Raw genomic sequence first — 19697 nt, 5'->3', positions numbered from 1 at the left:
GGAATGGGCCAGCGCTGCGGCCATCACCACCGCTGTGAGCGCATTGGAGCGGCTCTGGGAACATTCGCGCTGCCGTTCGGCCTCGCATACTGGGGGATCGGTCCCACCATGCTTGTTGCCGCTGTTGCGCGGCGCTGCAAGCAAAATAGCCGGCGCTAACTAGCCGCCACCGCCACGCTTCATGCGAAGGGGCGATGACCGCAACACAGGCGTGCCGTTCAGTGTGAGTTCAGTGTGAGTTCTCGACTGGGCGGCACGCCTTCGTTTTCCCGGCAGGCGGAGGCCGGTCGAGGCTGCGGCCAGAAGTAGATAATCTAAAACTTGTTGTTATCTGTTGAATTCGCACGACGAGGAGCGGGCCAGACACATGCCGAAAGAACTGCGGGATGATGGCGGTTCCGTGTCCCTCCGCGCCCTGGAAATGGCAGCCCAGGTCCGGACCCAGGGACAGGACGTCTCCGGCCGCGCCGAGCAGGTGACCCTTCAGCTCGAGAGCGCCATAGGAATGGGCCTGCTCAACCCCGGCGAGCGGCTCCCGCCGGAATCGGTCATGGCCGAACATCTGGGCGTCTCTCCGCTCACCCTTCGCCAGTCGCTGGCCGTGCTGCGGAGCAAAGGACTCCTTGGCACCCGCCGCGGGCGCGGGGGCGGAAGCTATGTTGCGGGGGTGCTCCCGGTGCGGGAAGCGGAAATCGCCCAGCAACTCCGCCGGCATAAGAGCGACGACCTGCGCGACCTCATCGACTTGGCGGCCGCCACGGCCGGCTCAGCGGCCCGCCTGGCATCCAAACGCTCCGACGAGCAGGACGTGCGACGCCTCCGGAAGCTCGCCCAGCGCTTCGCCGCAAGCTCGGAACCGCACATGCTGCGCCAGGCGGATGCCCGCCTGCACATTGGGTTGGGGGTGGCGGCCCAGCCCCGCCGCCTTACCGCCCTGCTGATCCAGATCCATGCCGAGCTGTCCCCGCTGCGTGGGGCAAGGCGTGGGCGGACGGGCACACGAAGCAGAGAACATCGCCATCGCACACTTCGAACGGGAAGGTGCCCTCATCATCAACCAGCGCCTGGCCATCCTCACCTCGGACCTGGCGGACCAGCAGTGAATCCCATCAACGAGGTCCTGCAGTCGACAGCCCAGGCCTTGGGCCAGAGCCTCTCGAGCGTTTTCGCCGACCTTGAACGCCTGGCCGAGGCAACCGCGCAAATCCTAGGGGGGCCGGGCACGTCCAGAACCAAACTCGAATCCTTGAAGCCCTCGTCGAAGACATCGTACTCAAGCAGGGCGGCCTCGTCGACAGCGCCGGCGTCTCCGTTGCCCGGGGCCTGTTCAGCGCCGCTGACGCGTGGCACCAGTGGTGGAGCCTCGTCGGGGGGGAAACTGGTCTTCATTCCCCACAATCTCAACCCCGCGTCGATCAACTACTACGACTACACGGAAATGACCTGGTATGAACGGCCCCTCGCGTCCGGCCAGCCTGAACTCATCGGCCCGTACATAGATTTCGGCGGTGCCGACATGAAAATCGTCACCGCGTCGCGGCCGGTGCTGCACGAACAGCGCACCGTGGCCGTGGCCGGGGCGGACCTCTCGATGGAGTTCATCGAGCGCACCTTCCTGCTCAACCTGGGGCGCCGGGACGAACACGTCGCCCTGATCACGGAAACCGGCAAGGTAGTGGCTTCCAACAGTGCCCGGGTTCGCGCCCGGCATGCGCTTCGAGGGCCCGCGAAGCGGCCCCTCGTCAGTTTCCGTGCCGGTGGCGTGCCTCGCCGCTCCCCCGTGGCACCTCGTCGCGGCAACTGATCGTCCGGTCCGCCGGTTGAGCAGGCCGGGGTTTCGACAAGCTCAACCAGCGACGGCCAGGCTCAAACCGGGCCGGCCAGCTCAACCGGCGGTGACCACGCTCAACCAGCGGGGGCTAGCGGATGCCCTGGTCGGAGAACTTTACGACGTCCGCCGCGTTGGACTTGTCGACGACGGTGGGCCCGGTGAGCACCGGCTGCCCGCCGCCGAGCTTGAAGCCGCCCCGCTTGACCTGCCACAGGGCGTCCACGGAACCGTAGCCCTGGAGCCAGGGCTGCTGGTCCACCGTGAACAGCACGGAACCGTCGGCGATCTTCTGGGCGAGCTCCTTGTTCAGATCAAAGGAGGCGACCTTTGCAGAGCTGCCCGCGCTGGCCACGGACTTCAGCAGGGTCAGCGTGATGGGGGCGCCCAGGCCGATGATGACATCCGCGTCCTTGGCTGCCTGCAGCTTGGCCGTTGCCGTTGATTCGACGGACGTCATGTCGGCGCCGTTCACGTACAGGATCTCGGTTCCCGGAACCTTGGACTTCACGCCTTCGCAGCGCGCTTCCAAGCCCACATGCCCCTGCGCCTGGATCACGCAGATGGGGTGCTTGAAGTTCTGCTGCGCCAGCTTCTCGCCCACGGCCTGGCCAGCGAGTTGCTCGTTGGAGCCGAAGTGCGTGAAGGCCCCGAGCTCCTTGGAGACGTCCTCACCGGCGTTCAGGCTCACGATGGGGATGCCGGCATCAGAGGCCTTCTTGAGGGAATCCTTCAGCGCACCGGGCGTGGCCAGGGTGACGGCGATACCGCCTACCTTCTGGTCCACTGCCTGCTGGATCAGCTGCGCCTGCCGGCCCGCTTCGGGATCGTTCGTGTAGAGAAGCTCGATGTTGTCCTTGTCCGCAGCCTCCTCGGCGCCCTTCCGGACGGTGTCCCAGAAGGTGTCGCCCGCCGGAGCGTGCGTGATCAGGGCAATCTTCATGCGCGGAGTCGAGGCAGCCTGCCCCCCGCCGCCCCCGCTGTTGGCTTCCGGCGCCCGTCCGCCCTGGCTGGAGCAGGCCGTCAGGGCCAGCATCGGGATTGCAACCGCGGCTACCGCTGCACGGCGCCAAACAAACTTCTTCACTGGTGATCTCCTTCGATCGTGTTTTCCCGGCCGGAGAAGCGGGATGTGATCCAGCGCACTTGGAGCGCTCCACAAATCGAGAATAGGAGCAGACTTTTGTCCTGTCAATAGTTCTATTAGCCGCGGGCCGTTGCCGGCAGCCGGCTACCGCCCTTACCGCTGGTAAACCCCGGTGAGCGTGGCCGAACCCAGCAGGTGACGGGCGAGTTCGGAACCCAGGCCCGCAGGCTTCGTCCCGGCCCCGCCCGGCAACTCCTCGACATCCAGCGCGTAGACGGTGACGATGTAACGGTGCCGGCCGTGCCCGGGCGGCGGGGCCGCCCCCAGATAGCCGCGGAAGCCGGCGTCGTTCTTCAGCTGCACCGCGCCCGGCGGGAGCTGCGGGCCGCCCTCAGCCCCGGCGCCCTCCGCCAACGATGTGACATCTGCCGGGATGTTGAGAACCGCCCAGTGCCAGAACCCGCCAGCACCCGGGGCATCCGGATCAAACACGGTCACCGCGTAGCTCCTGGCCCCGTCAGGCGCCCCGCTCCAGCTCAGCTGCGGGGACTCGTCGGCGCCGCCGGCATGCATCCTGCCGCTGCGCTGCGGCGGCGGCAGGATCCCGCCATCCTCAAAGGACCGGCTGGTGAGCCCGAACGCGGGGACGTCCGGCAGGTTCGAAAACGGGCCCGACGATGTCATGGCTGCCTCTCAGGTGGTGGGAACTTCGGCTTCCTCTGCTGCTGCTTCAATGTGGTTGAGCTCCGCCCGTGTGGGTGGGTTGGCACCGGCACGGGACACGGTCACTGCTGCCGCGCGGGAGGCGTGGGCCAGGAGGGCGGTGAGCCCCTCGGCCGGGAGCGCCCGCAGGTCAGCCCGGTTCTGGGCGCCGTCCAGACCGCGGTCCACCACCCAGGAAAGCAGCGCGGCCATGAAGGAATCCCCTGCGCCAACGGTGTCCGCCACCGCCACGCGGGGTGCGGCAAACTCGGCCTCGCCCGCGGCGGTGATCCCCCACGGCCCGGCAGCGCCGCGCGTCACCACCACCACGGCCGGCCCCTGAGAGCCGCCCAGCTGCAGCCAGCGGCGTGCGGACTCCAGCGGGTCCACGCCGGGGTAGAGCCAGGCGAGGTCCTCGTCGGAGGCCTTGACGATGTCCGCGAGGGTCACGAACTTTTCCGCCTGCCGGCGGGCGTAATCCGCGTCGGTGATGATGCTGGGGCGGCAGTTGGGGTCAAAACTGATCGTCGACGCCGGGTGGGCATGTTCGACGGCAGCCAGCACCTCCGCGGCGCCCGGCGCCAGCATGGTGGCGATGGAGCCGGTGTGCAGCAGGGTGGTCCCCTGCAGCATGAACGGCAGCCGTTCCGCCAGGCCGGGGAGCTCCCAGGCGAGGTCGAACGTGTAGGTGGCGGCGCCGTCGTCGTCCACCAGCGCGGTGGCCACGCTGGTGGGCAGCCCGTCCGGGGCCTGCGGGAGCATGACGGAACTCGCCCTCAGATGGGCGGCCACCGACTCACCGTAGGCGTCCCGGCCGTACCGGCCAACGAACTGCACCGGGTGCCCCAGGCGGGCGAGCCCGACGGCGACGTTGAGCGGGCTGCCGCCCACATGGGCTTCGATTCCGGAGCTGCGCTGGACCACGTCAACGAGGCCCTCGCCGATAACAGTGAGCATGGTCATACTCTGCCAGAGAACGCCGCCCGGCGCCCGGGTCCTTCCACAGGAAGTTGTCCGAAGAAGGCTGCTAGGCCTTCTTCCCCGGCAGGGCGAGCTTGAAGACCTTCGCCCACGAGGATCCCACCTGCTTCAGCAGCGGCCCGGTGGTGTACGGCAGGCCGTAGCGCCGGCAGATTTCCTGCACCTTCGGGGCCACTTCCCCGTACCGGTTGGACGGCAGGTCCGGGAACAGGTGGTGTTCGATCTGGTGGGACAGGTTCCCGGTCATGATGTGCATGAACTTGGAGCCGGAGATGTTGGCCGAGCCGATCATCTGCCGGACGTACCAGTCGCCACGGGTCTCGCCCTCGACCATTTCCTCGGTGAACGTGTCCGTCCCTTCGGGGAAGTGGCCGCAGAAGATCACCGCGTGCGCCCACACATTGCGGACCGCATTGGCCGTGAGTGTTCCCAACAGGGCCTGCTTGCCGGAGCCGGTCAGCATGGCCACGGCCGGGGTGGCGGCGTAGTCCTTGGTGAACTGCTTTAGGGCCTTGACGCCGAGGGCCTTGAGGTCGCGGGTCATGGCCTCCTTGCTCTTCCTGCCCTCCTTGTAGTCGACGAGCTCCAGGTCGTAGACCGCGATGCCCCATTCGAAAATTGGGGCCAGGATCGCGTTGTAGAGCGGGTTGCCCAGGGCCCGGGGGGTCCAGGGCTGGTCCTCGTCCATGCGCAGCAGGTTGTATCCGACGTCGTTGTCCTTGCCCACCACGTTGGTCCAGCGGTGGTGCAGGTCGTTGTGGGTGTGCTGCCACGAACGCGCCGGGGTCACGAAGTCCCATTCCCACGTGGTGGAGTGGATGTCCGGATCGCGCATCCAGTCCCACTGGCCGTGGAGGATGTTGTGGCCGATCTCCATGTTTTCCAGGATCTTGGCGAGGCTGAGCAGGCTGGTTCCCGTGACCCATGCGGCCTTGTTCCGGCTGCCCAGCAGCGCGGCGCGTCCCGCGATCTCCAACCCGCGCTGGATCTTGATCACCCGCCGGATGTAGGCGGCGTCGGAGGCTCCGCGCTTGGCGAGGATGTCATCCTTGATGGCGTCCAGTTCGCGGCCGAGCTCTGCCACCTGCTCGTCGGACAGGTGCGCCGCGGCGGGCGGGCGCACGGTGGGCCGGCCGGAGGCGGCCAGTGCCCCCGGCCTCGGCTTCGTAACCGGCTTGTCCGTGGAGACGCTGTCGGTGGACTTCGTGCTCGCGGCTGTGCGATCGGATATTGCAGTCATGCTTGTGATGCTCCTCAGATCTCGAGGTTAACGGGCCCGGCAGCTGCCGAAACGCACGTCTGGATTAGTTGGCCCGGTTCACCGTGGACTTCGCCGGTGCGGAGGTCCCGGACCTGCCCTGCACGCAGGGGCAGCAGGCAGCTGTGGCAGATGCCCATGCGGCAGCCGCTGGGCATGAGGACGCCGGCGTCTTCGCCGACGTCGAGCAGGGGGGTGTCGCCGTCGGCCTCCACCTCACGGTCGGAGGCCTCAAAGGTGACCAGTCCGCCGTCATGCCCTTCGCCGCCGAGCAGGCTGGTGTTGAAGCGCTCGATAATGAGGTTGACGGGGTCCGCCGCGAACGGGCCGGTGGCCCCTTCTGCGCGGGCGGACTTGGAGTCCTTGGGATGGGCGGCCGCTTCGGCGGCCCACAGGGCTTCTGCGTCATCGAGGAACCCTTCCGGGCCGCAGGCGTAGGCAGCGCGGCGGCGCCAGTCGGGGCACAGGCTGTCGAGTCCGGCGGCCGAGCCGAAGTCCATCCGGCCACGCTCCCCGGTAAACCAGTGGGTGACGCGGAAGTTGGGGAACTGGTCCGCGAGCTCGGACAGTTCCTCACGGAAAATACTATCCTCCGGCCTGCGGGCGGAATGGACCAGGACCACATCGGCGTCGGGGCGGTGCGGCACCAGCGTGCGCACCATGGACATCACGGGGGTGATGCCGCTGCCCGCGGTGAGCATCAGGAGCGGCCGCGGATGTTCGGGGAGAACGAAGTCGCCCTGCGGGGGCGCCAGGAACAGGATGTCCCCTGGCCGTGTGTTCCGGACCAGGACACCGGACACTGCGCCCATGTCACTCACAGTGATGGCGGGATCCTCGCCCGCCGGGGCGCTGAGCGAATAGGAGCGCCAGTGCCGGACGCCGTCGAGCTCCACGCCGATCCGCGCCCACTGGCCTGCTTTATGGGCCTTCCAGCCGCGGCCGGGCCGGAAATGGATGGTGGCTGAATCCGCCGTTTCGGGCACAACCTTGGTGACCACGCCGCGCAGCTGCCGGGCGGAGAACACCGGATCAAAGAGCGCGAGGATGTCCTCCGGGGCTAGAGGAGTTGTCAGGACAGACGCCGCGCGCGCCAATTTGCGGAGCCGGATCATGCTGTCCGCTTCCTGCCGGGCTCACCCATGTGTATCTCCTAGTGAAACCCATGATCGAAATATGCTGATTTTCCCCCAACTACAAGAGTCCCCCATGCCGGTGCCACTAGCAACCGGCGTCCGCATCGCGGGGCGCTGGACCACGCGGGACAGGCGTGGCGCGTTGCGGGCCATGTTCAATATTCCTCCGTTGTGACGTGTGCGGGCTTTTGCGATAGATGATAAGCATACTTACCGCCGGAATGCATTCACTTCCTGAGCCCACGTCAATGCAACGAACGGACGTCAGTGTAGTTCCCGCCTCTAAAGCAGCAGCAGCTCCTGCACCAGCTCGCGGCACTTTCGGTACGACGGGGCCTTCGGGTCGATCAGCGCGAAGTGGTCGCCCGGAACCCTGACCACCTGGACTGGGGCTCCGGCTGCGCGGGCGGCCGTGGCGTAGGCCTCGGACTGGCTCACCGGCACGGTGTCGTCCTCAAGCCCGTGGACCGCATAGACCGGGATGGTGAGCGGCACGGCGCTCATCGGATCGGCGTACTTGTGGCGCTTGGGGTACCTCTCGGCGGACCCGCCCAGAAAGTTACTGACGGCACCGTTGCTGAGGTCGTGCCACTCCGCCTGCGCGAGATTGAGCAGCCCGGACTGGCTGACGACGCCGGTCAGGTGGACGGCCTCGCCGTTGAGGTTCCTGGCGACCTGCCGGTCGGCGTCGGGCGCGCCGAGTCCTGCAAGCCGGTCCCGGCCGGCCGCCCAGACGGCCAGGTGCCCGCCGGCGGAGTGCCCCAGCGCCACCACGCGATTCAGGTCGAGGTCGTGCTCGCCGGCCACCTCACGGAGCTTGTCGATCCCGGCGAGGACATCCTCGAACGTCCGCGGCCACCCGCCGCCGTTGCCCGCCCGGCGGTACTCCAGGTTCCAGGCCACGATGCCGTGCGCCGCGAGGTCCTTCGCCAGCGGTTCGCCCAGTTCAGCCCCGTACTGCGAGCGCCAGTAGCCGCCGTGGATCACCACAACGATGCCGCGCGGCGATGGCGGCTTGCCGTTGCGTGACGCAGGTGTTTCCGGCAGGAAGAGCTCACCCCACTGGCTGGGGTGGTCACCGTAGTGGTACTTCTGCCGCTTCACTGCATCCTCCTAGGATCCTTCGAACGGGGCGCCGGGCCCCTCCTTGCCGGCTCCCGCGCGCCCGGGGTCCGGGGTTGAGGGCACAGCGGCGCACAACAGCCATGCTCCGAGCCTACATGGACGCCGCTTCCGTGGGGCGGAAGGGGCTGCAGTGGCAAGGGTGTCACCGGCCCCGCTGTCGCACCGCCTTGATAGTTTGGAACCATGGCAAGCAACTGGGATCGCCTGGACGTCACTCAGCGCGACTCCGTGCAGGAAAACGTGGAGCTCTATGAGCGCGTCCGGCCTGCCCTAAAGCTTGTCACCCGGGAAGTCCTGCAGATACTGCGGACCATGCTCAAGGACACCGAGGTCACGCCGCTCTTCGTCACCGGCCGGACCAAGTCAGTCGATTCCTTCCGCGAGAAGATCTCCCGCACCGAGGAGCCGCTGGAGCCCGGCGGCCCAAGGCTCCTGAAGTTCCCGGACCCGTTCCGCACCCTCAACGACATGGTGGGCGTGCGCGTCATCACCAAGCTGCCGGCGGAGAACGCACTGGTGGCCAACCTGATCAAGCGCCAGCGGCACCTCTTCGACTGCCGCGGCGACCGCGAAAAGGACATTGGCTCGATCGAGTCCGGAACGTACGGCTACTCCAGCCGGCACCTGATCCTGCGCACCATCCAAAACGACGTCGTCAAGAACTACCAGCAGGTCTTCAACCCCGAAGTCCAGCCCAACGGCAGCTACTTCTTCGAATGCCAGATCCGCACCGTGTTCGCGCACGCGTGGAGCGAGATCGAGCACGACATCCGGTTCAAGGCCGAGGACCCGCGGGCCTGGACGCCGCACTTCGACCGCCAGTTCACCGCCACCGCTGCAATGCTGGAGACAGTGGAGACCGCCTTCGCCGACCTGCATGAACGCTACGAGGAGGTCCGCAGCTACTGGGACGTAGACGGAGAGGGCGCGGCGCAGCTCACCCCCAACCGCATCCGCGACGTCTGGCGCACCCTGCTCCCCCACGTAGACCGTAAAGTAGATGACGACTGGGGATGGGCAGCCGAACTCCTGGCGGCCCACGGACTCAAGCAGACCGTCCAGCTTGCCGGACTGCTCAGCGCCAACCGGATCACCGAGGTCCGCAGGGCCCTGGACCACCGCTACTCCCCCGGCCCGGACCGCCTGCTGGATGACCTCCTGCTGTGGCAGTACGGCACCAAACACATCGACCTCACCGCCGAGGCGCCCGACGCCGTCCCCCACCCGCGGCGCGACAGCCTCCTGCGGCGGCTGAAGCAGATCGAGCGCTACCGCCAGACCAAGAAATAGAGTTTATGAAGCCCGAACAGCTCCAGTCCGTCCGGGCCACACTCCGTTCCCCGCGGCGCCTCAAGACCGAGGCCCTCGCCGGACTGGTGGTGGCCCTCGCCCTCATTCCGGAAGCCATCGCATTCTCCGTGATCGCCGGAGTGGACCCGAGAATTGGGCTGTTCGCCTCCTTCACCATGGCGGTGACCATCTCCTTTATGGGCGGCAGGCCCGCCATGATCTCGGCCGCAACCGGCGCCGTCGCGCTGGTGATCGCGCCGCTGATGCGCAGCCACGGACTGGACCACCTGATCGCCGCGGTAATCCTCGCCGGGGTCTTCCAGATCCTGCTCGCAGTCCTGGGCGTCACACGGCTCATGCGATTCATCCCGCGCTCGGTGATGGTGGGCTTCGTGAACGCGCTGGCCATCCTCGTGTTCATGGCCCAACTGCCGGAACTGATCGGGGTTCCCTGGCCCGTCTATCCACTGGCCGCCGTGGGCCTGCTGATCGTCATCGGCTTCCGCCGGATTACGACGGCGGTGCCGTCACCTTTGGTGGCCATCGTCCTCCTGACGGTCCTCGCCGTGGTCGCCGGGATCGACGTCCCCACCGTCCAGGACAAGGGCCAACTGCCGGAAAGCCTGCCCACGCTGTTCATCCCGAATGTGCCTGTGACGTGGGAAACCTTCCAAACCATCGCACCGTTCTCGCTGTCCATGGCGCTCGTGGGGCTGCTGGAATCCCTGATGACTGCCAAGCTGGTGGACGACATCACCGATACCCGCTCCAACAAGACCCGCGAATCCTGGGGCCAAGGCGTGGCCAACATCGTCACCGGGTTCCTGGGCGGCATGGGCGGCTGCGCGGTGATCGGGCAGACAATGATCAACGTCAAGGGCTCCGGCGCCCGGAGCCGGGTTTCCACATTCCTCGCGGGCGTCTTCCTGCTGGTGCTGGTAGTCACCTTGGGCGACATCGTGGGCCTCATCCCCATGGCCGCCCTCGTGGCCGTGATGATCTTCATCTCGGCCATCACCTTTGACTGGCACTCGATTGCACCCGCCACCCTAAAGCGGATGCCCAAGTCGGAAACCGCCGTCATGCTGATCACCGTGGGCACGGTGGTGGTCACTCACAACCTGGCGATCGGCGTCGGCGTCGGGGTGCTGGCGGCGATGGCGATGTTCGCGCGCCGGGTGGCCCATTTCGCCACCGTGGAGCGGACGGAAGTGGAGCTCAACGGCCTGACGATGGCCACCTACACGGTGGACGGCGAACTGTTCTTCGCCTCTTCCAACGATCTCTACACGCAGTTCGACTACGCCCGCGACGCCGAGCCGGACATCCACGGCGTAGTGATCGACCTGCACGCCTCGCACCTGTGGGATGCCTCCACCATCGCCGTGCTGGACGCGGTCACCGAGAAGTACCGCCGGCACGGCCGTGAGGTGGAATTGATCGGCCTTAACTCGGCCAGCATCCAGATGCGGGAACGGCTCGCCGGGAAACTCAACGCAACCGAGTGACTTTCAACACACTAATCAGCCCTCGGCCCCCTACCTCAAGCGGGGCAAGTGGAAATAAACGACACGGCCCCGTTACCTTAATGTGACATTGAGGAAGGCCTCCCGTACGGTGGAAAACGTGCCTTTTTCACCGATGAGGCACTCCCGCGCTGATTGCCTAACTCTGCCGCAGCCCGAGGAACCAATCGAAAACCCATGTCCGGCAGAGACGGGGAAACCACTTTCGGCCTGCTTGAAGCGGGCCTTGGGGTGAAGCCGCGCAGTTCCTGACCACGCTCAGGACCGCGGCCGGGTGCCTCCCATCCGAATCCGACAGCTCACCTCGCAGGCATCGGGAGAGGCTTCTTCATGTCGTTCCGCTTTATTTCTGGCCGCCGTGCTGCGGCCATCCTTGCAGCATCCGGCCTGGCCTTCACCGGCAGCGTCGCGGCCAATGCCGCTAACGCTCCGGCCCAGCAGGCCCAGGCTCCCGCCGCCGCCCCCGCGACGGCTGGCCAGACTCAGACTCCCCTCAGTGCCGCTTCCAGCGTCAAGATCGAGTTTGAACGCCCCGCCGTCAAGTCGGCCCCGGCTCCCGTGGTGGCGGCCCCCGTCGTCGTCGAAAAGCCGGCCGCGAAGCCTGCGGTCAAGACGGCTACGGCACCTGCCGCCTCCGTCACTGCCGCCCCGGCTGCTGCGCCCGCCAAGGCTGCAGCCGCGCCAGCCGCACCCGCACCGAAGGTCACCATCAAGGCTGCGGCTCCCGCACCTAAGGCGCCCGTCAAGGCCGCTGCAGGCGTCAATGCCACGATGCTGGCGTCCGCCTATGCCCAGATCGGCATCACGCAGGACTGCACCGCCATGGTGGAGAAGGCCCTCGGCGCCGCCGGCATCCGCGTGGGTGACCTCGCGCCGATGCAGTTCCTGAGCCACGGCAGGGTCGTCTCCACCCCGCAGCCCGGTGACATGATTGTGCAGTCCGGCCACGTGGCCATCTACGCCGGCGGCGGCAAGGTGATCAGCGGCGGCATGAACGGCATCAACGCCACCATGGCCCACCCGCTGTCCTGGCTCACGGCCACTGGTCCTGTCACATTCGTGCGCGCGGCCTAACAGAGCTGAGAAACCGCCGTGTTCCGCTGCCTTGGGGGCGGCGGAACACGGCCACCCCCAAGGTGCTCCCACTTTTCTACAAGGAGGGGGGAACACACTGGCTATGCCTGATGAAAGACCGCAGACTCCGGCTGCGAGTCAGGATCGCCGGGTCCGGATTGTCCCCCATGCATTCCGGATCCGGTGCCTGCCTTAAGAGGCAGAAGCTCCGCGCATCTCCGCTTCAGCCCCTGACCGTGCGGTTCCGCCCCTGTGATTTGGCTTCATAAAGAGCGACGTCGGCAGCCGCGATCACCTCGTCGAGGTCAGCGGTTTTCGCGTTGTAGGTGGAAATGCCGTAGCTGACGGTCGGCATCCGCAACACTTCAGGGATGTGCTGCTCTGCCAGCCTCCTGCTGATTTCACCCGCAATGATTTCCGCGCTCTTTGGGCCCGCACCGGGAAGCAGGAGGATGAACTCCTCGCCGCCGTAGCGCCCGGCAACGTCCGTGGACCGAACCGACGCGCTGCACGCCTGGGCAAAGGCCCGCAGTGCAAGGTCGCCCGCCGCGTGGCCGAAGGTGTCGTTTACTGACTTGAAGTGGTCCAGGTCTGCGAGGATCAGCGAGCCGCCGCTGCTGGCGGCCTTGCTGCGTTCCAGTTCTTCGGCTGCCGCCTCCAGGAAGGCGCCGCGGTTAAGCAGGCCAGTGAGCCCGTCCTGGGTGGCGACCGTGCGCAGCGCCCGCGTTTGCTGCTCGGTGCTCAGCCCCGCCATGCTGAAGGAAACCACCACCAGCAGCACCATGGTGACCATGGTGGTCACGGCCGATCCAAAATATGTGACAAAAACGGGACCATCCTGCCCCTGAATGAGGAATACAACCAGCCGGCAGAAATAGAAAACCGCCACCCCGCCCGCTGCTATGGCCATGGGGATCCGGACCCGGGAATAGCCAGGCTCCAGCCGCCACAGCTCGTGCGAAGCCAAGCCAATCAGCACGGCCATGGACGCCAGGAACACCGCGCCCCCGGCCCAGACGTTGGACGCCGGCGCGTCCAGTGCCGCGGCGGCGCCGGCAATGACCGGCAGCGCAACCGAGAGCCACAAGTTGTGCTTCAGGTTCCGCAGCGAGCGCGCCCCTGCCCAGACGCTCGCCGCGCCGCACACCAGCAGGACGTTGCCCAGCGGGTTGGCCCAGATCTGCTGGGGCGTGCCGTTGAGAAGTAACGACGCCGATCCCGAGAGAAACAGGAGCAGGGCGGCACACCACCACGCGCTGTACGGCGAGCGGGTACTGCGGAACGTGGAAAAGTAGAACAGCAGGGCCAGGACCAGGGCCATCGCGGCAAAGGCGATCCGCAGTGTTGCCGTGTCTAGGATCATTCCGTCCCCTTGAGTCCCGATCCGGTGCAATCCAGTATCGCATCGACGGCGAGCCGGACCGGGTCTTTCGCTGAGGAACTTTCTGAGGCGCGACACATTTGTCAGACATCAGTTCACGAACTGGCCACCGCTCCCCGGCGGTGCCAGCATTATTGAATGCTTGAGGCAACAAAAGACCCCGTAACCCCTCCCTCGGCCACGGAGGCCGACGCTGCACCCCTGAACCCGGCCCTCGCCGCGGAAGCCAGGATTGCCCGCGTCGCAGTGACCGTCTTCCCGCTCCTGGTGCTCGCGGCCGGCGTTGCCGGATTCCTGCTTCCCGGCGCCTTCAAACCCCTCGGCCCGGCGGTCCCGTACTTGCTGGGAATCATCATGTTCTGCATGGGGCTGACGCTGACGCCGCCCGACTTCGCGGCCGTGGCCCGCAGGCCCTGGGCCGTGGTGCTGGGCATCGTGGCCCACTACGTGATCATGCCCGGGGCCGGCTGGGCGATCGCCACCCTCCTACATCTGGAGCCCTCGCTGGCAGTTGGTCTGATCCTCGTGGGCTGCGCGCCCTCCGGCACCGCCTCCAACGTGATGGCGTTCCTGGCCAAGGGCGATGTGGCCCTTTCCGTCGCCGTCGCCAGCGTATCCACGCTCATCGCCCCGGTGGTCACGCCCGTCCTGGTGTTGTTCCTGGCCGGTTCCTTCCTGACCATCGATGCCGGCGCCATGGTGCTGGACATCGTCAAGACCGTGCTGCTGCCGGTGATCGCTGGCCTGCTGGCCCGGCTGTTCCTCAAGAAGCTCGTCGCGAAGGCGCTGCCGGCACTCCCCTGGGCCTCCGCCGTCGTGATTTCCCTCATCGTGGCGGTCGTAGTGGCGGGAAGCGCCAGCAAGATCGTGGCCGCAGGCGGCATTGTGTTCCTGGCCGTGGTGCTGCACAACGGCTTCGGCCTGGGGCTCGGCTACCTGGCCGGCAAGCTCGGCCGCCTGGACGACAAGGCTCGCAGGGCACTCGCGTTCGAGGTCGGCATGCAGAACTCCGGCCTGGCGGCAACGCTGGCCACGGCCCACTTCACCCCGCTGGCCGCGCTGCCGTCCGCCGTGTTTTCCCTCTGGCACAACATCTCAGGCGCAATCGTCGCTGCCTGGCTGGCCCGGAGGCCGCTTCAGGAGCAGAAGCCCCTCCAGGAGCAGCGGGAAGCCTAAGCAGCCGGCTCAGCGGACTCTGCAGGGGCAAAACCGCTCGCGGGCCGCGGCAGCCCGTAGTGCTCACGCAGCGTGCGCCCCGTGTACTGCTGGCGGAACAGTCCGCGGGACCGCAAGATCGGGATGACGTGGTCCACGAAGGCGTCCAGGCCCGAAGGCAGCACCGGCGGCATGATGTTGAAGCCGTCGGCCGCGCCCTTCTCGAACCACTCCTGAATGGCATCCGCCACCTGCTCGGGCGTTCCGGAGAAGGTGCGGTGCCCGCGGCCGCCCCCGAGCCTGCCGATGAGCTGCCGGACGGTGAGCCGCTCGCGCCGGGCGAGCTCCACGATCAAGGTGTACCGGCTCTTGGCCCCTTCGATCGCATCCTCCGAGGGGAGGTCCTCGGGCAGTTGCGCATCAAGCGGTAGGGATTCGGGCGAGACCCGGAGGACTCCGGCCAGCTGCTTCCGTGCGTGCTCAGGATGGATGAGCTCATCAAGCTGCTTCTCCAGCCGCCGCGCCTCGTGCTCGGTGGAGCCGATAACCGGAACAATGCCGGGCAGGATCTTGATGTGTTCCGGGTTGCGGCCCACGGCGGCCGTCTTCCGCTTCAGTTCGGCATAGAAGCGCTGTGCCTCGGCCAGTGTCTGCTGCGCGGTGAACACCGCCTCGGCGTAGCGGGCGGCGAAGTCCTTACCGTCTTCGGAAGAGCCGGCCTGCACGATCACCGGGTGGCCCTGGGGTGAACGCGGCACGTCCAGGGGACCCTGGATCCGGAAGTAGCGGCCGGTGTGGTTGACGGCGTGGACGCGTGAGCTGTCCCCCCAGACCCCGGCCGCCTTGTCCCCCACCGCGGCGTCGTCTTCCCAGCTGTCCCAGAGCTTCCTGGCGGCGTCCAGGAACTCGGCGGCGCGCTCGTAACGGCGCCAGTGTGCGGGCTGGTCCTCCAGCGAGAAGTTCCGCGCCGCGGCCTCGCCGGCCGTTGTCACCACGTTCCAGCCGGCCCGGCCGCCGCTGATGTGGTCCAGCGAGGCGAACCTGCGTGCCAGGTTGTAGGGATCGTTGTAGGTGGTGGAGGCGGTGCCGATCAGCCCGATCCGTTTGGTCACGGCAGCGATGGCACTGAGCAGGACCGTGGGCTCGAGCGTCCCATAGGGGCGCTGGCGCACGTCGCCGTGCAGCACGGGCGAGTCGGCGAAGAAGATCGAGTCGAAGGTGCCGCGTTCGGCGGTACGGGCGAGCTGCTGGAAGTGTGCCACCTGCGTTCCGGCGAAGCTGTCGCTTTCGGGCAGCCGCCAGGACGCCTCGTGGTGTCCGGTGCTCATCAGGAAGGCATTCAGGTGGAGCTGGCGTGCGCCGCCGGCTTTGGCAGTGGTGCGTTCAGGCATGATCTGGTTCCTTGGGTTGGGAGCGGGCGGTTCAGGCGGTCCGGGATCCGACGCCGGTCCGCCAGCGGGAGAAGTGGCGTTCGACGGCAACCAGGAGGTAGTTGACCAGCAGGCCGAGCAGGGACACGGTCAGGATGCCCGCGTACATGTCCGGGATGAGGAAGCTCATCTGGGAATTGACGATCAGGTAGCCCAGTCCGGCCTTGGCACCGACCATCTCGGCGGCGATCAGGACGAGGATGGAGGACGTGCCGGCCATCCGGATGCCCGTGAAGATGGTGGGCACGGCGGACGGAAGGATCACTTTTTGGAACAGCTGGAAGTTGGACAGTCCCAGTGAGCGGGCTGCCCGGATCAGCAGCGGGTCAACGGTCCGGACGCCGGCGATGGTGTTCAGCAGCACCGGGAAGAATGCCGCGTAGGCCACGATGCTGATCTTTGAGGTCTCCCCGATGCCGAGCAGCAGCGTGAACACGGGGAGCAGGGCCAGCGCGGCCGTGTTCCTGAAGACTTCCAGCAGCGGATTGAGGAAGCGGTCAAGGGCGCCGTACCAGGCCACGAGCAGGCCTAGGGCCACGGCCGTCACGACGGCGATGCCGAAGCCGCTGGCGGACCGGCTCAGGCTGGCTGCGAGGTGGTTTTGCAGCTGGCCGTTTCCGATGAGTGTGCCCAGCGCCTCGAGCACTTCGTGAAGGGGTGGAAGGAAAACTCTCGTCGATGCCGGAGCAAGGTAGGTGGGTCCCAGTTCCCAGAGCAACAGGAACAGGATGATGGCACCGGCGCCCCACACAGCTTTGCCGCCCTGCACGGCGTACCGGCGCAGCCTGGCCGCCGGTGGCGTGCCGGGACCCGGACGCAGCGCCGGATTTCGCTCCGTCGTTGCCTCCCGGGCCGCCGCGGGACCGGTCTGCCGTTCCGTTTCCTTGGTCAGTGTTGGCGTGCTCATCAGGCTGCCTTTCCCGTGGTGATGGTCCTGGTTTCGTCCGGCGCCGTTCCGTCGGGCTGGATCTTCGCGTGGCCGGCTTCCTGGGCACGGCGTACCTCGTCATGCAGCAGCGACCAAACCTTGTGCCGGTGTTCCACGAAGGCCGGGCTGGAGCGGACGTCCTCGTCACCGGAGCGGTCTCCGAGGTCGATGTCCACGATTTCCTTCAGCCGTCCCGGCCGGGAGCTGAGCACGGCCACGCGCTGGCCGAGGTACACGGCCTCGTCGATGCCGTGGGTGATGAAGATGATGGTCTTGCCCGTGGTGGCCCAGATGCGGAGCAGTTCGGTCTGAAGCTGCTCGCGCGTTTGGGCGTCCAATGCGGCGAACGGTTCGTCCATCAGCAGGATGTCCGGCTCGTACGCGAGGCTGCGGGCGATGGCCACCCGCTGCTTCATGCCGCCGGACAGCTCGTGGGGGTAACGGTCTTCAAAGCCGCCGAGGCCTACGAGCTCAAGGTATTCGCGCGCCTTCTCGGCCCGTTCCTTGCGGCTATAGCGCTTCCCGTCGCTGCCCACGCCTTCCAGTCCGAAGGACACGTTGGCAGCGGCCGTGCGCCAGGGGAACAGCGCATACTGCTGGAAAACGACGGCGCGGTCCCGGCCCGGTCCCGCCACTTCCCGGCCGTCCACCAGCACCTGGCCGGTGTCCGGCTTGGTTAGGCCGGCCAGGAGGTCCAGCAGGGTGGTCTTGCCGGAGCCGCTGGGGCCCACCAGGGTGATGAATTCGCCTGCGGAGACGTCAAGGGAGATGCCGTCCAGGGCGGTCAGGACCGCTCCTTCCGGATTGTCCTTGCTGGGCCGCACCGTGAACTTCTTGGTGATGTTTTGAAGGCTGATTTTCGGTATCGGCCCGGTTCCGGAGGTCATGGTGTGCTTCCCTTCAGCAGGTCGTCCAAGGCGTTCGGTGTCCACCATGAGAGCAGAGATGGACCACCGCCTGAAGGGCACGGTCACGAGGGGAAACGGGGCGTAACCTGCCGGCCGGGGCCGCCGATGGCGGCTCCGGGACGCGCAGCGACTCGAGGGGTAACAGGCCGTAATGGCGGGCGTCTTCTGGGGACATCGGATGACGCATGGCTGCAGAAACGGACCGCGGCGGCGGCTGATGTTGCGGCTGGGCTACGGACCATGACGTGCGGGCGCCGTCCATCGGCTGCAAGGAGCTGCGCGGAACACGGCAGGGGCCAGGCTCGATTGTTACGCGGCTGCCGGCACCCGGTTCTGGTTCACTTGGTTCCTAGAAGATCGGAATCTGTTCCGCAAAAACACCGGCGGCGGACATCACCTCGTTCAGCAGGTGCAGAGCACCGCCACCAAACAGGGCATTTGCGCTGAGACGCTTCCACGGTGCCGTTTGCCCGGCGGCCTGGGCGTACCCGGCCATTCGGTCCATGAGCAGCGCGACGGCCTGCTCGGCGTGCACCGATTCGTCGATGACCACCTGCGCGATGCCCCGCCTGGCCAGCTCGGCGATGGCGTGGTGCTCCTCCTCAGAGGTGGGGAGGACGCCCACGATGACGCCGTCGGCCCCGCCGGCCAGCATGAACTTGCGCCACGACTGGCCGAGCAGGATCACCGGCTGGTAGCCGTGACGCGGAAGTATTGCGGCGGCGGCCGTGGCGAGCGCCCGGTCCGCCGGCCATTCCAGGTCCTCAATGGCGATGGCCACCAGATCCGTCCTGCCGCGGCGCATTCCCCGCGCCGCCTGGTTGGGTACGTAGCCAAGGTCATCGGCGGCGGCCATCACGCGTTCCTGCGTGGATGGGCTGATCCGGGTGGTGCCTCCGCTCCTGCCGGACAGCACGTAGGACACCGTCGTCAGTGAGACCCCGGCCCGTTCGGCGACGTCCCGGATGGTGGGGCTGGACATGCTCCTCACTGTTTCTCCTATCGTTCCTCGCCGCGCAGTTTCTGGTTTGGAAGTGGCGCATCACTCCGTGTGTGGATGTATTGCCTGGCCTTCGAGCTGTTCCGCCTCCCAGGGCGGTTCGGTGGCCATGTTGACGCCGGTTCCGGACGCGGACCTGGGTCCGACGCCCACGTCGGCGGTGGGAACGTGCGCCTGCCTGCTGATGCCCGCGCGGACGCTCCCGACGATGTCATCGCCGAGGAGCGGGCCTGTGTAGCTGATGCTGAGCTGCCCGCCCCTCGCTACGGTGCTGTAGTTACCAAGCGCGTCGGACACGATGCCCTCCCGGTCCACAGCGGCCGACGTTGCGGCGGGGTCCGCCGCGGCAACGCTGAAGCGCAGGTCATGCACCAGGACCGGCAGGACATAGAAGTTCTTCACACCAAGTTTGCCGGTGTCCTCCTCGGTAACTGCCCGCACAATGGTGCGTCCGTCGTCGGGAGTGGCAGTTGACGGAAGAGCCACGATGACCTCGGGGACCATCTGCTGCAGCACAGTCGGTTCAAGCACATCGGGCGAAATGGCGGAGAGGGCGGTCCCCCGTGCTGCGGCGGCCGTGTCCAGCCGCTTGCGGATGCCGGCGACGTCGGCGTCCAGCCCAGTATGCACAGCGATCACCACCCTGCGCCGGACCATGAGGCCGTCGTAGCTGACGATGGGCCGCCCGTTGCCCAGGTCCTGCCCTTCCTCCGCCTGCGCGAGGACCCGGTCCGCGGTATTCGCGGCGGCGTCGGGGCTGCTTGCGGGCGGGGCGGGTGCCGGGTTGGCGGCGGGGCTGGCCGCCGGACTCACCTGGACACCGCCGGTGCAGCCGGCCAGGGAGAAGGCCAGCAGCACCGCGGGTGCGATCAGTAGCGTCCGTTTCAT

General features: G+C 67.1%; 17 protein-coding genes and 1 riboswitch. Of the genes, 5 read left to right on the top strand and 12 right to left on the bottom strand.

What is annotated here, in order from left to right; translation table 11 throughout:
* Positions 1 to 367 precede the first annotated feature (367 nt).
* Positions 368 to 1804, top strand: a complete 1437-nt coding sequence (locus QFZ33_RS01700) for a cache domain-containing protein (RefSeq protein ID WP_307024279.1) — start codon at positions 368 to 370, stop codon at positions 1802 to 1804.
* Between the two features lie 115 nt (positions 1805 to 1919).
* Here the strand turns inward: QFZ33_RS01700 and QFZ33_RS01695 are convergent, their stop codons facing one another.
* The 6 genes from QFZ33_RS01695 to QFZ33_RS01670 all read right to left on the bottom strand — a co-directional run bounded on the left by QFZ33_RS01695 (position 1920) and on the right by QFZ33_RS01670 (position 8096).
* Positions 1920 to 2915, bottom strand: coding sequence for a substrate-binding domain-containing protein (locus QFZ33_RS01695; RefSeq protein WP_307024277.1), 996 nt, complete (start codon positions 2913 to 2915; stop codon positions 1920 to 1922).
* A gap of 153 nt (positions 2916 to 3068) precedes the next feature.
* Positions 3069 to 3599: a YbhB/YbcL family Raf kinase inhibitor-like protein gene (locus tag QFZ33_RS01690; RefSeq protein WP_307024274.1), complete on the bottom strand. Its 531-nt coding sequence runs from the start codon at positions 3597 to 3599 to the stop codon at positions 3069 to 3071.
* Positions 3600 to 3608: 9 nt separating this feature from the next.
* Entirely contained in the window at positions 3609 to 4574 is a 966-nt protein-coding gene (locus QFZ33_RS01685; RefSeq protein ID WP_307024272.1) for a carbohydrate kinase family protein, read from the bottom strand.
* A 70-nt stretch (positions 4575 to 4644) separates the two neighbouring features.
* Complete coding sequence (locus tag QFZ33_RS01680) at positions 4645 to 5838, bottom strand: fatty acid desaturase family protein (protein WP_307024270.1); 1194 nt, start codon at positions 5836 to 5838, stop codon at positions 4645 to 4647.
* 14 nt (positions 5839 to 5852) lie between these two features.
* Positions 5853 to 6971: a ferredoxin reductase gene (locus QFZ33_RS01675; RefSeq protein WP_307024268.1), complete on the bottom strand. Its 1119-nt coding sequence runs from the start codon at positions 6969 to 6971 to the stop codon at positions 5853 to 5855.
* A gap of 303 nt (positions 6972 to 7274) precedes the next feature.
* Entirely contained in the window at positions 7275 to 8096 is an 822-nt protein-coding gene (locus QFZ33_RS01670) for an alpha/beta hydrolase (protein ID WP_307024266.1), read from the bottom strand.
* 204 nt (positions 8097 to 8300) lie between these two features.
* On the opposite strand from QFZ33_RS01670, the gene QFZ33_RS01665 reads away from it, so the two are divergent.
* From QFZ33_RS01665 to QFZ33_RS01655, 3 genes are all read left to right on the top strand, one after another.
* Positions 8301 to 9407, top strand: a complete 1107-nt coding sequence (locus tag QFZ33_RS01665; protein ID WP_306920263.1) for a GTP pyrophosphokinase — start codon at positions 8301 to 8303, stop codon at positions 9405 to 9407.
* 5 nt (positions 9408 to 9412) lie between these two features.
* The gene (locus QFZ33_RS01660) at positions 9413 to 10915 is read left to right on the top strand and encodes a SulP family inorganic anion transporter (protein WP_307024265.1); all 1503 of its coding nucleotides are present in this window, start codon (positions 9413 to 9415) and stop codon (positions 10913 to 10915) included.
* A gap of 180 nt (positions 10916 to 11095) precedes the next feature.
* Positions 11096 to 11260, top strand: a riboswitch (cyclic di-AMP (ydaO/yuaA leader).
* A 3-nt stretch (positions 11261 to 11263) separates the two neighbouring features.
* The gene (locus QFZ33_RS01655; protein WP_307024263.1) at positions 11264 to 12007 is read left to right on the top strand and encodes an NlpC/P60 family protein; all 744 of its coding nucleotides are present in this window, start codon (positions 11264 to 11266) and stop codon (positions 12005 to 12007) included.
* A gap of 223 nt (positions 12008 to 12230) precedes the next feature.
* Here the strand turns inward: QFZ33_RS01655 and QFZ33_RS01650 are convergent, their stop codons facing one another.
* On the bottom strand, positions 12231 to 13370 hold the full coding sequence (locus QFZ33_RS01650) for a GGDEF domain-containing protein (RefSeq protein ID WP_307024261.1): 1140 nt from the start codon (positions 13368 to 13370) through the stop codon (positions 12231 to 12233).
* A gap of 156 nt (positions 13371 to 13526) precedes the next feature.
* Here QFZ33_RS01650 and QFZ33_RS01645 point away from each other — a divergent pair, with 156 nt between their 5' ends.
* A complete protein-coding gene (locus tag QFZ33_RS01645) occupies positions 13527 to 14564 on the top strand; it encodes a bile acid:sodium symporter family protein (RefSeq protein ID WP_307024259.1) in 1038 nt (345 codons plus the stop codon).
* Here the strand turns inward: QFZ33_RS01645 and QFZ33_RS01640 are convergent.
* From QFZ33_RS01640 to QFZ33_RS01620, 5 genes are all read right to left on the bottom strand, one after another.
* On the bottom strand, positions 14561 to 15934 hold the full coding sequence (locus QFZ33_RS01640) for an LLM class flavin-dependent oxidoreductase (protein ID WP_307024256.1): 1374 nt from the start codon (positions 15932 to 15934) through the stop codon (positions 14561 to 14563). The two genes, QFZ33_RS01645 and QFZ33_RS01640, sit on opposite strands and share 4 nt — an antisense overlap.
* A 31-nt stretch (positions 15935 to 15965) precedes the next feature.
* Entirely contained in the window at positions 15966 to 16880 is a 915-nt protein-coding gene (locus tag QFZ33_RS01635; RefSeq protein ID WP_307024255.1) for an ABC transporter permease, read from the bottom strand.
* Complete coding sequence (locus tag QFZ33_RS01630; protein ID WP_307024253.1) at positions 16880 to 17788, bottom strand: ABC transporter ATP-binding protein; 909 nt, start codon at positions 17786 to 17788, stop codon at positions 16880 to 16882. Before QFZ33_RS01630 ends, QFZ33_RS01635 begins: the two co-directional genes overlap by 1 nt.
* Before the next feature lie 370 nt (positions 17789 to 18158).
* Positions 18159 to 18791: a LacI family DNA-binding transcriptional regulator gene (locus QFZ33_RS01625; protein ID WP_307024252.1), complete on the bottom strand. Its 633-nt coding sequence runs from the start codon at positions 18789 to 18791 to the stop codon at positions 18159 to 18161.
* 60 nt (positions 18792 to 18851) lie between these two features.
* Complete coding sequence (locus QFZ33_RS01620) at positions 18852 to 19697, bottom strand: hypothetical protein (protein WP_307024249.1); 846 nt, start codon at positions 19695 to 19697, stop codon at positions 18852 to 18854.

Origin of the sequence: Arthrobacter globiformis (assembly GCF_030815865.1) — a bacterium.
Classification (GTDB): domain Bacteria; phylum Actinomycetota; class Actinomycetes; order Actinomycetales; family Micrococcaceae; genus Arthrobacter; species Arthrobacter globiformis_B.
Note: the sequence above shows the minus strand (reverse complement) of the source record. Positions and strands in the feature narration are given on the sequence as shown.